Annotated in this window: 15 protein-coding genes; 10 read left to right on the forward strand and 5 right to left on the reverse strand. The window is 64.7% G+C overall.

Going from position 1 to position 15,342, the window contains the following annotated elements; genetic code table 11:
* Positions 1-2 precede the first annotated feature (2 nt).
* A complete protein-coding gene (locus tag OU419_RS27090; RefSeq protein WP_254475278.1) occupies positions 3-482 on the reverse strand; it encodes an RNA pyrophosphohydrolase in 480 nt (159 codons plus the stop codon).
* Positions 483-628: 146 nt separating this feature from the next.
* Here OU419_RS27090 and OU419_RS27095 point away from each other — a divergent pair, with 146 nt between their 5' ends.
* Positions 629-1,285: a histidinol-phosphatase gene (locus OU419_RS27095; protein WP_254475280.1), complete on the forward strand. Its 657-nt coding sequence runs from the start codon at positions 629-631 to the stop codon at positions 1,283-1,285.
* 4 nt (positions 1,286-1,289) lie between these two features.
* Here OU419_RS27095 and OU419_RS27100 read toward each other — a convergent pair whose 3' ends face one another.
* The 3 genes from OU419_RS27100 to ilvA form a co-directional block, all read right to left on the reverse strand.
* Positions 1,290-1,757, reverse strand: coding sequence for a DUF2269 family protein (locus tag OU419_RS27100; protein WP_254475283.1), 468 nt, complete (start codon positions 1,755-1,757; stop codon positions 1,290-1,292).
* Positions 1,758-1,767: 10 nt separating this feature from the next.
* The gene (locus tag OU419_RS27105; RefSeq protein WP_254475285.1) at positions 1,768-2,235 is read right to left on the reverse strand and encodes a DUF2269 domain-containing protein; all 468 of its coding nucleotides are present in this window, start codon (positions 2,233-2,235) and stop codon (positions 1,768-1,770) included.
* A gap of 75 nt (positions 2,236-2,310) precedes the next feature.
* Complete coding sequence (gene ilvA / locus OU419_RS27110) at positions 2,311-3,825, reverse strand: threonine ammonia-lyase, biosynthetic (protein ID WP_254475287.1); 1,515 nt, start codon at positions 3,823-3,825, stop codon at positions 2,311-2,313.
* 200 nt (positions 3,826-4,025) lie between these two features.
* Between ilvA and rpiA the strand changes: the two genes are divergently transcribed.
* From rpiA to OU419_RS27125, 3 genes are all read left to right on the forward strand, one after another.
* Positions 4,026-4,697 carry a ribose-5-phosphate isomerase RpiA gene (gene rpiA, locus OU419_RS27115; RefSeq protein ID WP_254475289.1) on the forward strand — a complete coding sequence of 224 codons (672 nt, stop codon included), beginning with the start codon at positions 4,026-4,028 and terminating at the stop codon, positions 4,695-4,697.
* A 90-nt stretch (positions 4,698-4,787) separates the two neighbouring features.
* Positions 4,788-5,120, forward strand: a complete 333-nt coding sequence (locus OU419_RS27120) for a YegP family protein (protein WP_254475291.1) — start codon at positions 4,788-4,790, stop codon at positions 5,118-5,120.
* 209 nt (positions 5,121-5,329) lie between these two features.
* The gene (locus OU419_RS27125) at positions 5,330-7,273 is read left to right on the forward strand and encodes an autotransporter outer membrane beta-barrel domain-containing protein (protein WP_254475293.1); all 1,944 of its coding nucleotides are present in this window, start codon (positions 5,330-5,332) and stop codon (positions 7,271-7,273) included.
* A gap of 19 nt (positions 7,274-7,292) precedes the next feature.
* On the opposite strand, the gene OU419_RS27130 is transcribed toward OU419_RS27125, so the two are convergent.
* A complete protein-coding gene (locus OU419_RS27130; protein ID WP_254475295.1) occupies positions 7,293-8,222 on the reverse strand; it encodes an SdiA-regulated domain-containing protein in 930 nt (309 codons plus the stop codon).
* A 139-nt stretch (positions 8,223-8,361) separates the two neighbouring features.
* Here OU419_RS27130 and OU419_RS27135 point away from each other — a divergent pair, with 139 nt between their 5' ends.
* The 6 genes from OU419_RS27135 (at position 8,362) to OU419_RS27160 (ending at position 15,305) form a co-directional block, all read left to right on the forward strand.
* Positions 8,362-9,378: an AraC family transcriptional regulator gene (locus tag OU419_RS27135; protein WP_254475297.1), complete on the forward strand. Its 1,017-nt coding sequence runs from the start codon at positions 8,362-8,364 to the stop codon at positions 9,376-9,378.
* A gap of 300 nt (positions 9,379-9,678) precedes the next feature.
* On the forward strand, positions 9,679-10,728 hold the full coding sequence (locus OU419_RS27140; protein ID WP_254475299.1) for an ABC transporter ATP-binding protein: 1,050 nt from the start codon (positions 9,679-9,681) through the stop codon (positions 10,726-10,728).
* Positions 10,725-11,639: an ABC transporter permease gene (locus tag OU419_RS27145; RefSeq protein WP_254475301.1), complete on the forward strand. Its 915-nt coding sequence runs from the start codon at positions 10,725-10,727 to the stop codon at positions 11,637-11,639. The genes OU419_RS27140 and OU419_RS27145 overlap by 4 nt, the downstream gene beginning before the upstream one ends.
* On the forward strand, positions 11,636-12,424 hold the full coding sequence (locus tag OU419_RS27150; RefSeq protein WP_236174356.1) for an ABC transporter permease: 789 nt from the start codon (positions 11,636-11,638) through the stop codon (positions 12,422-12,424). The genes OU419_RS27145 and OU419_RS27150 overlap by 4 nt, the downstream gene beginning before the upstream one ends.
* 43 nt (positions 12,425-12,467) lie before the next feature.
* On the forward strand, positions 12,468-13,517 hold the full coding sequence (locus OU419_RS27155) for an ABC transporter substrate-binding protein (RefSeq protein WP_254475303.1): 1,050 nt from the start codon (positions 12,468-12,470) through the stop codon (positions 13,515-13,517).
* A gap of 402 nt (positions 13,518-13,919) precedes the next feature.
* On the forward strand, positions 13,920-15,305 hold the full coding sequence (locus tag OU419_RS27160; protein ID WP_254475305.1) for an APC family permease: 1,386 nt from the start codon (positions 13,920-13,922) through the stop codon (positions 15,303-15,305).
* Positions 15,306-15,342: the final 37 nt, after the last annotated feature.

Raw genomic sequence — 15,342 nt, forward strand, 5'->3', positions numbered from 1 at the left:
TGCTAGTCGCGCGCCAGCAGGCGCGGTGCCAATTCCTTCAGGGCCCGACGATAGACCTCGCGCTTGAAGGTCACTACCTGGCCGAGCGGGTACCAGTAACTTACCCAGCGCCAGCCGTCGAACTCCGGCTTGCCGGTCACATCCATGCGAACCCGGCTTTCCTCGCCGGTCAGGCGCAGAAGGAACCACTTCTGTTTCTGCCCGATGCACAGCGGCTGGCTGTTGGTCCGCACCAGGCGTTGCGGCAGACGATAGCGTAACCAGCCACGGGTACAGGCCAGGATGCGTACGTCCTGCTCTTCCAGGCCGACCTCTTCGTTCAGTTCACGGTACAGCGCTTCCTCAGGGGTTTCGCGGGCGTTTATCCCGCCCTGGGGAAATTGCCAGGCTTCCTGGTTGATACGCCGTGCCCACAGAACCTGTCCGGCATCGTTGGAAAGGATGATGCCGACATTGGGGCGAAAACCATCGGGATCGATCACGGCGGTACATCCTCGAAATCGCGTGTGCCCGCATTGTTCCACAAAGCTTGTGACAGCGGCAACGCGAGGCGCGGCGTCATGTGCAGGGCGGGCAAAAGCCGTTACTCTAGGCGACTTTTCAGCATTGGCAACTGACGGATTTCATCGTGCGACTGGCTCTCTTCGATCTCGACAACACCCTCCTGGCCGGCGACAGCGACCACAGCTGGGGCGAATGGCTATGTCAGCGCGGGCTGGTCGACGCCGGCGAGTACCAGGCGCGCAACGATGCCTTCTATGCCGACTATCTCGCCGGCACGCTCGACGTGTTCGCCTATCAGGCGTTCACCCAGGCAATTCTCGGCCGTACCAGCCTGGAGCAGCTCGCGACCTGGCACCGCCAGTTCATGGACGAAGTCATCGAACCGATCGTCCTGGCCAAGGGCGAAGCATTGCTCGCCGAGCACCGCGCCGCCGGCGACAAGCTGGTGATCATCACCGCCACCAACCGCTTCGTCACCGGCCCCATCGCCGAGCGCCTGGGCGTGGAAACGCTGATCGCCACCGAATGCGAAATGCGCGATGGCCTGTACACCGGCCAGACCTGCGACGTACCGTGCTTCCAGGGCGGCAAGGTGACCCGCCTCAAGCGCTGGCTCGAAGAGACCGGCCTGGGCCTGGACGATGCGTATTTCTACAGCGACTCGCGCAACGACCTGCCGCTGCTGGAGCTCGTCGCCAACCCGGTCGCCGTCGACCCCGACGACACCCTGCGCGCCACCGCCATCGAGCGCGGCTGGCCGGTTATCAGCCTGCGCAACTGAACCTTCAGAGGCCCTTGTTGACCATCAGGTGGAAGATCGCCAGGAAGGCGATGAACGCCGGCCAGCCAAGGGCGAACCAGCAGCGCATATAGAGGAAGGCCCGCGGCGGCAACGCCGTACCTTCCCGATGGGCGGCGTAGGCCATGTCCCGCACGCGAATCTGCAGCCACACCACTGGCAACCAGCAGGCCCCCGCGAACACGTACAGCGCCAGGCTCCACAGCAGCCAGCCAGAGTCCAGCGGCCAACCGGCCATGCGCGCCATCGCGATGCCGCTCAGCGGCTGGAAAACCGCCGTGGTGGCGATGAACAGCCAGTCGGCGGTGACGAGGTGGCGGAAGGTGATGCGGATCGCCTCCAGATTGCCGCTCCGCCAGGCGCGCCAACTGTAGTAGGCAGAGCCCAGCCCGGTGCCGAACAGCAACGTGGAAGAGAGAATGTGCAGGGTCTTGAGCAGCAGGTAGAAACTCACGGCGAATGTTTCAGACCGGCTTGGCCACCATCAGCGCGAGAATAGCGATCACGCAGGCCAGCGCCAGCACGAAGAACGCCAGGCCGAACTTCCACTCACGCGCCACGTGGACAGCGATAGGTTCGCCGCTCGCCTGCGCCACCAGCGCCAGCTCGCGGACGCGCCACAGCCTCGTGGTGAACAGCAGCCAGAAAATCGTGGCGACGATCAGCAGGCAGGCACTGGCCAGCAGCCAGGTCTGCCCCAGCGGCCAGCCCGCGCTATGGACCATCTGCCAGCCGGTGACCGGCAGGCTGGCGATGCTGCCGGCAACCAGCACCCAGCCAGCCAGGCCGATGCGCTGCAGCGCGGTGGCGATCTTGCCGGCATCGCCGCCGCGCCAACTGCGCCAGCCGTACCAGGCCAGGCCGATGATCGCGAGCAACGGCAGCACCGCCGCGATACCGTGGAGGATTCGGAGGGTCTGGTAGCTTTCCATGATCATGCGTTCCTGTGAACAAATCCTGCGTTCAACGAAGACTAGCACCCAGCGCGAACACTCCGCTCCCCGGAGTCAGCCGAGGAACAGGCGATAGGCGGGGTTATCGCTCTCGTCCCAATAGGGATAGCCGATTTCTTCCAGCGCCTCGGCCACCAGGTGCTTCTCCTCCTCCGGCACCTGCAGGCCAGCGACCACGCGACCGTCGGCCGCGCCGTGGTTGCGGTAGTGGAACATGGTGATGTTCCAGCGCCCGCCCAGGCGGTTGAGGAAGTTGAACAGCGCGCCCGGACGCTCCGGGAACTCGAAGCGGAACACCTGCTCGCCGCTGACTCGCGGCGAATGACCGCCGACCATGTGGCGGATGTGCAGCTTGGCCAGCTCGTTGTCGGTCAGGTCGAGCACCGGGAAGCCCTGGCTACGCAGTTGTTCTACCAGCACCTCGCGCGGGTCGTTGTCCGGGTGGGTCTGCACGCCGACGAAGATGTGCGCTTCCTGGTCGGTGTTGTAGCGATAGTTGAATTCGGTGATCTGGCGCTTTCCGATGGCCTCGCAGAATGCCTTGAAGCTGCCCGGACGCTCAGGGATGGTCACCGCGATGATCGCCTCGCGCTTCTCGCCCAGTTCGGCGCGCTCGGCCACGTGGCGCAGGCGATCGAAGTTGATGTTGGCGCCGGAGTCGATCGCCACCAGAGTCTGCCCGCTGGCGCTCTCGCGCTCCACGTACTTCTTGATGCCCGCCACCGCCAGCGCGCCGGCCGGCTCGGTGATGGAGCGGGTATCGTCGTAGATATCCTTGATCGCCGCGCAGATTTCGTCGGTGCTGACGGTGATGACCTCGTCGACGTAATCCTTGCACAGCTCGAAGTTGTTCTGGCCGATCTGCGCCACGGCGACACCGTCGGCGAATAGCCCGACCTGGCCCAGCACCACGCGCTCGCCGGCGGCCATCGCGGCCTGCAGGCAATTGGAATCATCCGGCTCGACGCCGATGACCCTGATTTCCGGACGCAGGTACTTGACGTAGGCGGCAATGCCGGCGATCAGGCCACCCCCGCCGACCGGAACGAAGATCGCGTCCAGGCGGCCTGGATGCTGACGGAGAATCTCCATCGCCACGGTGCCCTGGCCGGCGATCACTTCCGGATCGTCGTAGGGATGGATGTAGACGTAGCCTTTCTCTTCCACCAGCTTGAGCGAGTGCGCCAGCGCCTCGGGGAAGGCATCGCCATGCAGCACCGCCTTGCCGCCGCGGGCGCGCACGCCCTGGACCTTCAGCTCCGGCGTGGTGCGCGGCATCACGATGGTTGCCTTGATCCCCAGCTCACGGGCCGCCAGCGCCACACCCTGGGCGTGGTTGCCGGCCGAAGCGGTGACGACGCCGCGCGCGAGTTCTTCCGGGGTCAGCTGCGCCAGCTTGTTGTAGGCGCCGCGAATCTTGAAGGAGTACACCGGCTGCAGATCCTCGCGCTTGAGGAGAATCTGGTTGCCCAGGCGCTCGGAGAGCTGGCGGGCGGGCTGCAGGGGCGTTTCCACGGCAACGTCGTAGACACGCGAGGTGAGGATCTTCTTGACGTATTGTTCGAGCATCGGAAGGGCTACATCGGCGGCTTTTTCGAGGATTTGCGAGTCTACTCCAGCCGGCGTCGCACGGGCCACCGAACAATCCGTACGGAGAAGACCGTAACAGTTGTCCGCCAGCGCAACACCGCCGCGTCCACCGCCGCTATAATTCGGCACCTCGACTTTCCCCCGGCGCCCGCGCGTCGACCAGCCAGAAGACAGTCCCCATGAACCAGGATCAGCTCAAGCAGGCAGTGGCCCAGGCCGCCGTCGACCACATTCTTCCGCACCTCGACAGCAAGAGCATCGTGGGCGTTGGCACCGGCTCCACAGCCAACTTCTTCATTGACCTGCTGGCCAGGCACAAGATGGAGTTCGACGGCGCCGTGGCCAGCTCCGAAGCCACCGCGCAGCGCCTGAAGGGCCACGGCATCCCGGTCTACGACCTGAACACAGTCAACGAACTGGAGTTCTACGTGGATGGCGCCGACGAAACCAACGAACGCCTGGAACTGATCAAGGGCGGCGGTGCCGCGCTGACCCGCGAGAAGATCGTCGCCGCGGTAGCCAAGCAGTTCATCTGCATCGCCGACGCCAGCAAGCTGGTGCCGATGCTCGGCGGCTTTCCGCTGCCGGTCGAGGTCATTCCGATGGCGCGCAGCCACGTGGCCCGCCAACTGGTGAAGCTGGGCGGCGACCCGGTGTACCGCGAGGGCGTGCTGACCGACAACGGCAACATCATCCTCGACGTGCACAACCTGCGGATCGACAGCCCGACAAGGCTGGAGGAGCAGATCAACAACATCGTCGGCGTGGTCACCAACGGCCTGTTCGCGGCGCGCCCGGCCGACGTGCTGCTGCTGGGCACCGCCGAAGGTGTGAAGACCTTCAAGGCCTGACGCCGCTCGGCGCCGTCCGCTGGATGGCGCCGCCCTTGTCGGCATGGCGGTCTACGCTGGGATTACCTCAAACCCCAGCGGAGATGCGGCATGGCCGGCAAGTACCACCTCAAGAAGGCCAGCGATGGCCAGTTCCACTTCAACCTGCACGCCAGCAACGGCGAGATCGTCCTGACCAGCGAGCTGTACAAGGCCAAGGCCTCGGTACAGGAAGGCATCGAGTCGGTACGCAGGAACTCCCAGCGCGAAGGCGCCTTCGAGGTGAAGGTGGCTTCCAACGGCAAGCACTACTTCGTCCTCAAGGCTACCAACGGCCAAGTCGTCGGCCAGAGCCAGATGTACGCCAGCCAGGCCAACGCCGAAGCTGGCGTCGCGGCGGTGAAGCGCTATGCGCCGGAGGCGGCGGTCAGCGACGAGAGCTGAAACGCCCCGTTTCGGTGAAAGCGCGGTGACACATGGCGAGCAAAGTCGGCCTGCCCGTCGCCTGTGTATCGCCATTGTTACAGCCGCGCGACATTGCCAGTCATTCAGGCGTCAAATACCAGGCATCTTCGACGAAACGGTCCATATCCTGCTTTCCTCGGCGCACGTGTTCTTCGATGCGCGACCCAACCGACACAAAGGAAAGTGCCGTGTTCAAACCATTAGCCGTTGCCGTAAGCCTGGGATGTGCCGCGCTGTCGGCCGATATCGACGCCTATGAATATGGGGACTATGCCGGGGACACCCTCGACAGCCTCATCAACGACTATCCTGGCCGCTACCGCGGCACGGCCAGTTTCGCCGGGGCCACCGGGCTGATGCAGTCGCGCCTGGGCTATGGCTACCAGACGAGCCTTCAGGATTTCACCTGGGCCGGCAACCGCAGCTCGCAGAATGTCATCGCCAGCGCGCCGGGCACCAGCGGCCAGTTCGTGGTACTGGGCGCGCACTACGACACCTACTACGGCCGCCCGACGCTGCAAGGGCTGGACGATAATGGCTCCGGAGCCGCCGTGCTGACCGAGATCGCCCGCAACCTGGGTGGCATCCCGCTGGAAAACGGCCTGGAAGTGGTCGGCTTCGGCGCCGAAGAAGAGGGGCTGCGCGGCTCCCGCGCCTACGTTGCCTCGCTCAGCGACGAGCAACGGGCCAACCTGCTGGGGATGATCAACCTCGACAGCCTGATCACCGGCGACAAGATGTACGCCCACGCTGGCTACAACAGCGTGGACAACCCGGCCCTGGCCGCCTATCGCGAGCAGGTCCTGCGCATTGCCGAGGAATTGAACATCCCGCTGTTCACCAACCCCGGGCTGAACGAGGAATACCCCGCCGGCACCGGCTGCTGCAGCGACGGCGAGAGCTTCGAAGGGCTGAACGTACCGGTGCTGTTCGTCGAGGCGACCAACTGGGAGCTGGGCGATCTGGACGGCTACCAGCAGACCGACAACCCCGCCATTCCGGGCGGCGCCACGTGGCACAACCCCACGCTGGACAACGAGCAGGTGCTCACCGGCGCCTTCGGCCAGGAGCGCATCGACCAGCGCCTGCGTGACTTCTCGCGTCTGCTCACCCGCCTGGTGCTGGAGCTGACCAATGCCGACCTGCTCGCCTCTACCGCTTCCGGCGGCGCAATGGCACGGCAGATGGAAGACCAGTTGCAGCGCCAGCACCAGGCCCTGGCCCGCCTGCACGACCGCCGCTGGATGGGGCTGTTGGGCGGCGCCCGCGAAGTGGGCAGCTTCGACGGCGAGATCGGCATCGAAGGAGAAACCACGCCGGAAAACGGCTTCGACATGCCCGGCGACCCTCGTTCGCACCGTGCCGGCGCGCACCTGCTGGGCGACTACCGGGCCAACGAGGCGCTGACCGTCGGCGGCAGCCTGAGCTTCCAGCGCAGCCGCGACAACATGGACCACAGCGCCCGCCTGGAAGCAGAAACCTGGCAACTCGGCCTCTACGGCCTGTTCAACGACGGCGGCCCGACCTGGCTGGCGGGCGAGCTGAGCGCCGGCTACAGCGACTTCGACAGCAAGCGCTCGGTCTACCTGAAAGCGAAGAACGGCCCGGTGCTACTGGACCAGACGCTCTCCGGCGACACCAACGCCTGGTTCTGGGGCGCCCGCGTCGACGGCGGCTATGACTTCGATATCGCCGGCATCAAGACCGGCCCTATCGGCGGCCTGGACTACGTGCACTACCGCATCGACGACTTCAATGAGGACGACGACCTGCGTACCGCGCTGGGCTACGAGAAGCAGGACTACGACTCGGTGGAAGCCAGCCTCGGCTGGGGCCTGCGCGGCGAGCTGCCGTTGGGCAACCGCATGGCCGTGCAGCCCTACGCCGGCGTGCGCTGGGTGAAGGAGCTGGCCGACGGGCGCCTGGACGACATCGCGCTGACCGCCCTGGGCGATGGCCGCACCCGCGTCGCCGATCTGGGCGACGTGGACAAGGACTTCGGCCGCGCTCAGGTTGGCGCCCTGCTGGCGGTCACCGAGCAGTTGGGCGTGTTCGCCGAGGCCAACTCGCGCTTCGCCCACAGCGAAGGCAGCCAGGCGTCCTACTCGCTCGGCGTGCAATGGCAGTTCTGAATCCACTTGGCGGAGGCGCTTACGGCGCTTCCGCCTCACGCTTCTTGAACACGTAGAACAGGTTGGGCTCGCTGACCAGGTACAGCGTGCCGGTATCGTCCAGCGCGATGCCCTCGGCCTGCGGCACGCTGCGGCGCAGCCCCTGCATCCCGCGCAGCAGCGATAGCGAGCTGATCGGCTCGCCTTCGGCGCTGAGCTCCAGCACCAGCCGCGATTCGTCGGAGAGCGCCAGCAGGTGGCCGCTGCGCTCGTCGTACTGCAGGCTGGACAGGTCCCGGACGAACAGGTTGCGGTTGTGCTTCAGGTCTTCCACCACGTGCACGGCGAAGGGTTGGTCACTGTGCACGTAAGGGAAGCCGCGCACTTCGTAGATGTGCACGGGATTACTCTCCTTGGCGACGAACAGGCGCTTGCCCGCCGAATCGTATGCCAGCCCCTCGAAGCCCCGGTTGCCGCCGCGGCCGACCGCGAGCGCCAACTGCTGCGCGTCCTCGATCCGCAGTTCCCGCGTGTCGTCGCGCAGGGTCACGCGGATCAGCCGTTGATGGGTCTCGTCGCTGATTACATAGACGTCGCGGCTGATGTATTCGATGGCCTCGGTGTCGCCGAAACCATGCAGGGGAATCTTGCGCAGCAGGTTGCCCTCAAGGGACAGCTCGATGATCTGCGCCGGCTTGTTGGTGACGGTGAACAAGGTCTGCCGGTCCGGATCGTAGGTCAGCGCCGAGACGTCATCGTCCAGGCCCTCGATCGGCTCCGCCTCCAGCACCACGCGGTAGTCCGGCAGCCACAGCGACTTGTCGCGCCAGACCTCGGCGTGCCGCCATTCCTCGATGGCGAACCAGGCGCGCTCGTAAACGCGCAACGCCTGTCCCATCCACAGCAGCGCGGCCAGAGCGACCAGCAGCAGGAGAATGACCAGACGGCGGGGTTTCAACAGACGGCGCATGGAGGGCTCGATGGATTCACAGTGGCCGCACAGCTTCGCAACCACGGCTGAAACCTACCTTAATGCCTGCACGGGAAATGCTTGCAGGCTAGAGTCAGGTTAGCGCAAGACCGATCGATCATTCGCGAAAGGCGTACCGATGGCTGTGTCCCTGCTTCCCGAACAACGCGCACAGGCCACGCTGCATACGGTGGTTCTGGCTACCGAGGTACTGCACCACGCAGGCGTCCCGCGCCAGCGCTTGCTGGAGGGCAGCGGCATCGCCGAGGCGGACCTGCTGACCCCGGAAAAATTCATCACCCACGCCCAGGAGCTGCGTGTCTTCGCCAACGCGCTGGGCTGCCACCACGACCCGGCGCTGGGGTTGTACCTGGGCCTGCGCATGCACGTTTCCGCCTACGGCATCCTCGGTTACAGCATGCTCGCCAGCCGCACCCTGCGCGATGCGCTGCAACTGGCGCTGTCCTTCCCCGACCTGCTCGGCACATACTTCCGCCTGGCACTGCAGGCCCACGGCGACGAAGTCTGGCTGAGCGCCGACGGCTACCGCTACGCGCCCGAGTTGACGGTGTTCAACACCGAACTCTGCCTGACCTCGATGCTCACGGTGATCCGCGACCTGCTCGGCGAGTCGGTGCGGCCGCGCCGCCTGCTGCTGGCCTATCGCCCTCCACTGCATGCGGCAACCTATACCGAACGGCTGGGCTGCCCGGTGGAGTTCGGCGCGCCAAGCAGTGCGCTGTGCCTGAGTCCCGCGCTGCTCGACCGGCCGCTACCGCTGGCCGACCCGGTGAGCTGCCACAACGGCGTACAGCAATGCCTGCGCATGAGCGCTACCCTGAGCAGCCGCGGCGACATGCTCGACCAGTTGCGCCAGCACCTGGCCAGCCACCTCCAGGACACGGCCAGCCTGGAGTCCGTGGCGCGCCACATGCACCGCTCCACCCGCACCCTGCGGCGTCATCTGCAACAACACAATACGAGTTATCAACAGGTGCTCGACGAAGTACGTTTCGACCGCGCCCGACAGTTGCTCAAGGACACCGACCTGCCCATCTACCTGATCGCGGAGCAGCTCGGCTACAGCGAAACCGCCAGCTTCCGCCACGCGTTCCAGCGCTGGAGCGGGTCGAGCCCGAGCCTGTATCGAGGCTGAGGCGCGAGCGCTATTGGCTGGATGGGTGGAGCGAAACGATAGAAATCCTGCCCCTCGCCACAAGCGACCTTTCCGCGTAGATGCCGGCCCCGGAAACTCTCCGGCACAGCAATCGGCTGACGCCCGAAATCCAGCGTTCCAGAGGGCGTTTTCAACTTGGCCTGATTTATCCCTTATTGGCCTGATCTATCGTTCTGCGCATCCGGCAGCTTGGTCATTATCAGTCCGCAGCTAGGTGAAACGGCCTCCAGAAACCGTAAAACCTCAACAATAACAACTGCTTAACTGCATGGTACCCGCATGACCAGCGCGATCACTATCGAGCGGATATGCATGGAGTTCGGTACACCCGGGCAAGGCCTCAAGGCCCTGGACGACGTGTCACTGGAAATCCGCGCCAACGAGTTCTTCACCCTCCTCGGCCCGTCGGGCTGCGGCAAGACCACCTTGCTGCGACTGATCGCCGGCTTCGAACAACCCTCCTCCGGCAGCATTCGCCTCTATGGCGACGCGATGGAAGGCCTCCCGCCTTTCCGCCGCCCGGTCAATACCGTCTTCCAGAGCTACGCCCTGTTCCCCCACATGACCGTGGCGCAGAACATCGCCTTCGGCCTGGAAATGCAAGGCAAGGATCGCGGCGACATCGACGCCACCGTGCAGAAGATGCTCGACCTGGTACGCCTGCCGGATGTCGGCAAGCGGCGCGCCGACCAGCTCTCCGGCGGCCAGCAGCAGCGCATCGCGCTGGCCCGCGCCCTGGCCAGCCGGCCCAAGGTGCTGCTGCTCGACGAATCCCTCTCGGCGCTCGACCTCAAGCTGCGCAAGGAAATGCAGATCGAGCTCAAGCGCCTGCAACACGAAACCGGCATCACCTTCATCTTCGTCACCCACGACCAGGAAGAAGCCCTGACCATGTCCGACCGCATCGCGGTGATGAGTCGCGGCAAGGTGATGCAGATCGGCACGCCGACGGAAATCTACGAAGCGCCGGTCAACCGCCTGGTGGCCGACTTCATCGGCGAAACCAACTTCCTCGAAGGCGAGTCCAGCAGCGAAGGCGTGCGCCTGCCCGACGGCCAAATCCTGCCGGCAGCCACCACGCAGCCGGGCAAGGTGACCCTGGCGATCCGCCCCGAACGCACCGAACTCGCGCAGGACGGCCAGCTCGAAGGCGTGGTGGAAACCATCGTCTACGTCGGCACCGATACCGTGTACCACCTCAACGTCGCCGGTCAGGGTGGCTTCCGCGTCCGCCAGCAGAACCGCGACGGCGCCCATTCCACCCACGCCCCGGGTGCTCGGGTACGGGTCCGCATACCCGCCACCGCAATACGGGTGCTGGCCGAATGAGTACACTGCGCGCACAAGCCGAACGGAAGTCCCTGCTCAATCGCCTGGCCCTGACCAGCCCGGCGATGATCATGCTGGTGGTGTTCCTCGTGCTGCCCCTGGGCATCATGTTCGCCGTGTCGATCCAGGCACCGGGGGACTACGGCGGCGTGAAGTGGGGCCAGCACACCGTCGAGGCCTACATCAACTTCCTCTGGGAGCGCGACCTGGACGACAGCCTGTCGTTCAACGCCGACTACCTGGGCATCTTCCAGCGCTCGTTCTGGCTATCGATCCTGACCACCCTGGGCTGCGTGCTGATCGGCTTCCCCACCGCGCTGTACCTGGCGCTGCAGGACGAACGCCGGCGCAACCTGCTGCTGTTCCTCGTCACCGTGCCGTTCTGGACCAACCTGCTGGTGCGGGTCTATGCCTGGATGCTGCTGCTGCGCAACGGCGGACTGATCGACGAGGGCCTGCACGGGCTGGGGTTTTCCAACGCATCGCTGGGCATCCTCTACACCGACAACGCGGTGATCATCGGCCTGCTCTACACCTACCTGCCATTCATGGTGCTGCCGATCTACACCAGCCTGGAGAAGATGGACTGGCGCCTGGTGGAGGCAGCCTTTGACCTCGGCGCCAACCGCTGGAAGGCGCTCAAGCGAATCATCATCCCGCTGGCCATGCCCGGCATCGTCGCCGGCTGCATCCTGGTGTTCATTCCCTCGCTGGGCAGCTACATCATTCCCGAGCTGCTCGGGGGCGGTAAGTCGCTGATGATCGGCAACCTGATCCAACTGCAGTTCGGCACGGCGCACAACTGGCCGTTCGGCGCGGCGCTGTCCTTCGCCCTGCTGGCCTTCGTGCTGCTGGCGATGCTGATCTACAGCATGCGGTTCAAGCAGGGCACGGCGGGAGGTCATCCATGAAGTCGGCCAATCCGCTGTGGCGCTTCACCGGGGTCAGGCCCGCCGCCTGGCTGTTCTTCGCCTTTCTCTACATCCCGATCTTCGTGCTGGTGGTGCTGAGCTTCAACAGCGGCCAGTCGGCCACGCTGTGGGAAAGCTTCAGCCTGAAATGGTACGCCGTGGTGGCGGATGACCCGGAGATCCTCCGTGCGGCGAAGAACTCGCTGATCGTCGCGACCCTGGCCACCGTCGTCGCCACCACCCTGGCGACGCTCGCCGCGCTGGGCATGCGCGGCCGTTCGTTCCGCGGGCAGACGCTGATGAGCGGCGTGCTGGGCCTGCCGCTGCTGGTGCCGGAGATCGTCACCGCCGTGGCGACCCTGATGTTCTTCGCCTTCATCGGCCTGAAGCTGTCGCTGTTCACCATTCTGCTGGCGCACATCGTGTTCTGCATTCCCTTCGCCTACCTGCCGATCCGCGCCCGTCTCGAAGGCATGGACCCCAGGCTGGCGGAAGCGGCGGCAGACCTCTATGCCTCGCCGTGGAAGACCTTCTGGAAGGTGACCTTCCCGCTGCTGACACCGGGGATCGTGTCCGGGGCGATGCTGGCGTTCATCATTTCGATGGACGACTTCGTCATCACCTACTTCGTCGCCGGTGCTGGTGCAACCACCCTGCCGGTATACATCTTCAGCTCCATCCGAATGGGGATTTCCCCGAAGATCAACGCCATATCTTCAATAATACTGTTGATTTCCATCGCGTTCGTTGCGTTGTCGTACTACGTCGGCCAGCGTCGCCGCTGACCTCCTGCCGCCAAACAAAACAACATTGCAAGGAGCTTCACCGATGAAATTCCGCCGTACTCCCTTCGCCCGCACGCTCGTCGCCGCCAGCCTGTTGCTGGCGGGCAGCGCCCACGCCGACGGCACCCTGCACTTCGCCAACTGGTCCGACTACTTCCCGCCGGAACTGTTGAAGAAGTTCGAGAAAGACACCGGCATCCACGCCACCCTCGACTCCTACGACAGCAACGAAACCCTGCTGGCCAAATTGAAGGCCGGCGGCGGCGCCTACGACGTGGTGGTGCCGTCGGACAGCTTCATCGAAATCTTCGTCAAGGAGGGCCTGCTGCAGAAGCTCGACAAATCGCAGTTGCCGAATCTTGCCAACCTCAAAGACAAGTTCAAGACCCTGACCTACGATCCGGGCCACGACTACTCCGTGCCTTACCTTTGGGGCTCCACCGGCTACAGCTACGACAGTGCCAAGGTGCCGGGCGGCAAGCTGGATGAAAGCTGGAAACCGTTCTTCGAACCGCCGGCCGAACTGAAGGGCAAGGTCGTGGCGCTCAACTCCATTGAGGAGCTGTATGCCCCGGCGTCCTACTACCTGGGCGTCGACGAGTGCACCGAGGATCCGAAAGAAGCTGCGAAGATCCAGGATCTGCTGCTCAAGCAGAAGCCGATGCTGGCCATGTACAACAGCGACGGCACCATCGAGCGCATGGCCGCCGGCGAAGTATCCATGCACCAGCAATGGAACGGCGCCTTCCACCGCGCCCATGCCCAGCGCGACAGCCTTGTCTACGTCTATCCGAAAGAAGGCGTACGCCTGTTCATCGATAACCTGACCATTCCAAAGGATGCCACCAACATCAAGGAAGCCCACGCCTTCCTGAACTGGATGATGCAGCCGGAAAACATCGCCCTGGCCTCCAACTTCGCCAAGTACAACAACGCCATCGAGGGCTCCGACAAGTACATGGACAAGGAGCTGTTCGACGATCCGGCGATCAACACCCCGGCAGACAAGCTCGACCGCCTGAAGCCCTTCAAGCTCTGCTCGCCCAAGGCCCTGCAACTGCGCTCCAAGGTCTGGACCAAGCTGAAGAAGTGACCCGGAAGTCACCCGGCGCGGCGGTGCGCGCCGGGTGTTCCTGACAGACAATTTGGCCATCTCGATCCCTTTTTGACCCTTTGCAGGGTTCTGCCCGGCAACCGGCGGTTGCTAGAGTCGGGCAGCTCGCGCAGGGAGCGGCTGGAAAGGCGGCCAGCCCCGACGCCACCGAAGTGGCGCTGGGAAATCCCGAGGGAACGCGAGCGCGTTATCCACAAGAACAAAGTCCCAGAGAACGCCCATGACCAGCTTTTGCGTCACCCTGCAGCACAGCCCCTCATTCCTCGCCCGTCGTCGTCGCTGCGGCTGATCCGTAGCCAGACGACTCGTGGACGGCCACCGAGCGCCGCCCACCATCGCGCTCTCACACAAGAAGCCAGAACAATCGCGAGGAATTTCCCTATGGCCAGCCAACACAGCGCCAGCTCCACCCACACCCAACAAGGCGTCCCGGCGGCGTCCGATACCCGTCTCAAACGTGCACTGGGGCTACCCGCCCTGGTCTTCTTCGGCCTGGTCTACATGGTCCCGCTGACCATGTTCACCACCTACGGCGTGGTCACCGAGATGACCGGCGGCCGTACCGCCAGCGCCTACCTGATCACCCTGCTGGCGATGCTGTTCACCGCGGCCTCCTACAGCTTCATGGTGCGCAAGTACCCCATCGCCGGTTCGGCGTACTCCTACTCCAGCCTGAGCTTCGGTCCGGCAGTCGGCTTCCTGTCCGGCTGGTCGCTGCTGCTCGACTACCTGTTCCTGCCGATGATCAACTACTTGCTCATCGGCCTGTTCATGAACATCGCCTTCCCGGAAATCCCGGCCTGGGTCTTCGTGGTCGCCTCCATTGCCCTGGTGACCGTGCTCAATGTCGTCGGCATCAGCCAGGTGGCGGGCATGAGCAACATCATCGTCGGCGCGCAGATCGTCTTCGTAGTGGTGTTCGTCGGCATGTCCATCAAGAGCCTGGGCGGCGGCGCGCCGATCGACCTGAGCCTGCCCTTCGTCGGCGATGGCACCCAGCCGGGCTTCGCTCCGCTGATGGCCGGCGCTGCGGTGCTGTGCCTGTCGTTCCTGGGCTTCGACGCGGTTTCCACGATGGCCGAGGAAACCCGTGACGCCCGCCGCGACATCCCCCGAGCCATCATCATCACCACCGTCCTGGCGGGCCTGCTGTTCACTCTGCTGGCGATCATCAGCCAACTGGTGTTCCCCGGCAGCGTATTTCAGAACGCCGACTCGGCGGCCAACGAAGTGATGCTCAAGGTCGGTGGCCAGTTCCTCGGCAACTTCTTCACCTCCGCCTACATCGCCGGCTGCATCGGCTCGGCGTTGGCATCGCAGGCATCGGTATCGCGGATCATCTTCACGATGGGCCGCGACGGCATCCTGCCGCGCAGTCTGTTCGGCGTCCTCCACGCGCGCTTCCAGACCCCGGTGGTGGCGATCCTCGCCGTCTCCGCGTTCTCGCTGCTGGCGATCGTGCTGGACCTGACCACCCTGGCCTCGATGATCAGCTTCGGCGCCCTGGTTGCCTTCTCCGTGGTCAACCTGGCGGTAATCCGCACCTATCTCGGCGTCGAGCGCCGTCGCGGTGCCGCCAACCTGCTGACCTACGGCCTGGTGCCCTTCATCGGCCTGTGCCTGACCCTGTGGCTGTGGACCAGCCTGTCGCAACTGACGCTGATCGTGGGCCTGAGCTGGTTCGCCGTCGGCTTCACCTACCTGGCAGTACACACCGGCGGATTCCGCCGCAAGGCGCCGAGCGTGAACTTCGAGGAAAACGCATGACCCTGTGTTCGACCCGGCGGCGCGCCGGGTCGAACAC

The organism is Pseudomonas triclosanedens, assembly GCF_026686735.1.
Taxonomy (GTDB): Bacteria; Pseudomonadota; Gammaproteobacteria; order Pseudomonadales; family Pseudomonadaceae; genus Pseudomonas; species Pseudomonas triclosanedens.

Excerpts from the sequence above, each read along its gene's own strand:
- OU419_RS27105 (WP_254475285.1), bottom strand. The coding sequence starts at position 2,235 with ATGGAAAGCTACCAGACCCTCCGAATCCTCCACGGTATCGCGGCGGTG.
- ilvA (WP_254475287.1), bottom strand. The coding sequence starts at position 3,825 with ATGCTCGAACAATACGTCAAGAAGATCCTCACCTCGCGTGTCTACGAC.
- rpiA (WP_254475289.1), top strand. The coding sequence starts at position 4,026 with ATGAACCAGGATCAGCTCAAGCAGGCAGTGGCCCAGGCCGCCGTCGAC.
- OU419_RS27120 (WP_254475291.1), top strand. The coding sequence starts at position 4,788 with ATGGCCGGCAAGTACCACCTCAAGAAGGCCAGCGATGGCCAGTTCCAC.
- OU419_RS27130 (WP_254475295.1), bottom strand. The coding sequence starts at position 8,222 with ATGCGCCGTCTGTTGAAACCCCGCCGTCTGGTCATTCTCCTGCTGCTG.
- OU419_RS27135 (WP_254475297.1), top strand. The coding sequence starts at position 8,362 with ATGGCTGTGTCCCTGCTTCCCGAACAACGCGCACAGGCCACGCTGCAT.
- OU419_RS27140 (WP_254475299.1), top strand. The coding sequence starts at position 9,679 with ATGACCAGCGCGATCACTATCGAGCGGATATGCATGGAGTTCGGTACA.
- OU419_RS27145 (WP_254475301.1), top strand. The coding sequence starts at position 10,725 with ATGAGTACACTGCGCGCACAAGCCGAACGGAAGTCCCTGCTCAATCGC.
- OU419_RS27150 (WP_236174356.1), top strand. The coding sequence starts at position 11,636 with ATGAAGTCGGCCAATCCGCTGTGGCGCTTCACCGGGGTCAGGCCCGCC.
- OU419_RS27155 (WP_254475303.1), top strand. The coding sequence starts at position 12,468 with ATGAAATTCCGCCGTACTCCCTTCGCCCGCACGCTCGTCGCCGCCAGC.
- OU419_RS27160 (WP_254475305.1), top strand. The coding sequence starts at position 13,920 with ATGGCCAGCCAACACAGCGCCAGCTCCACCCACACCCAACAAGGCGTC.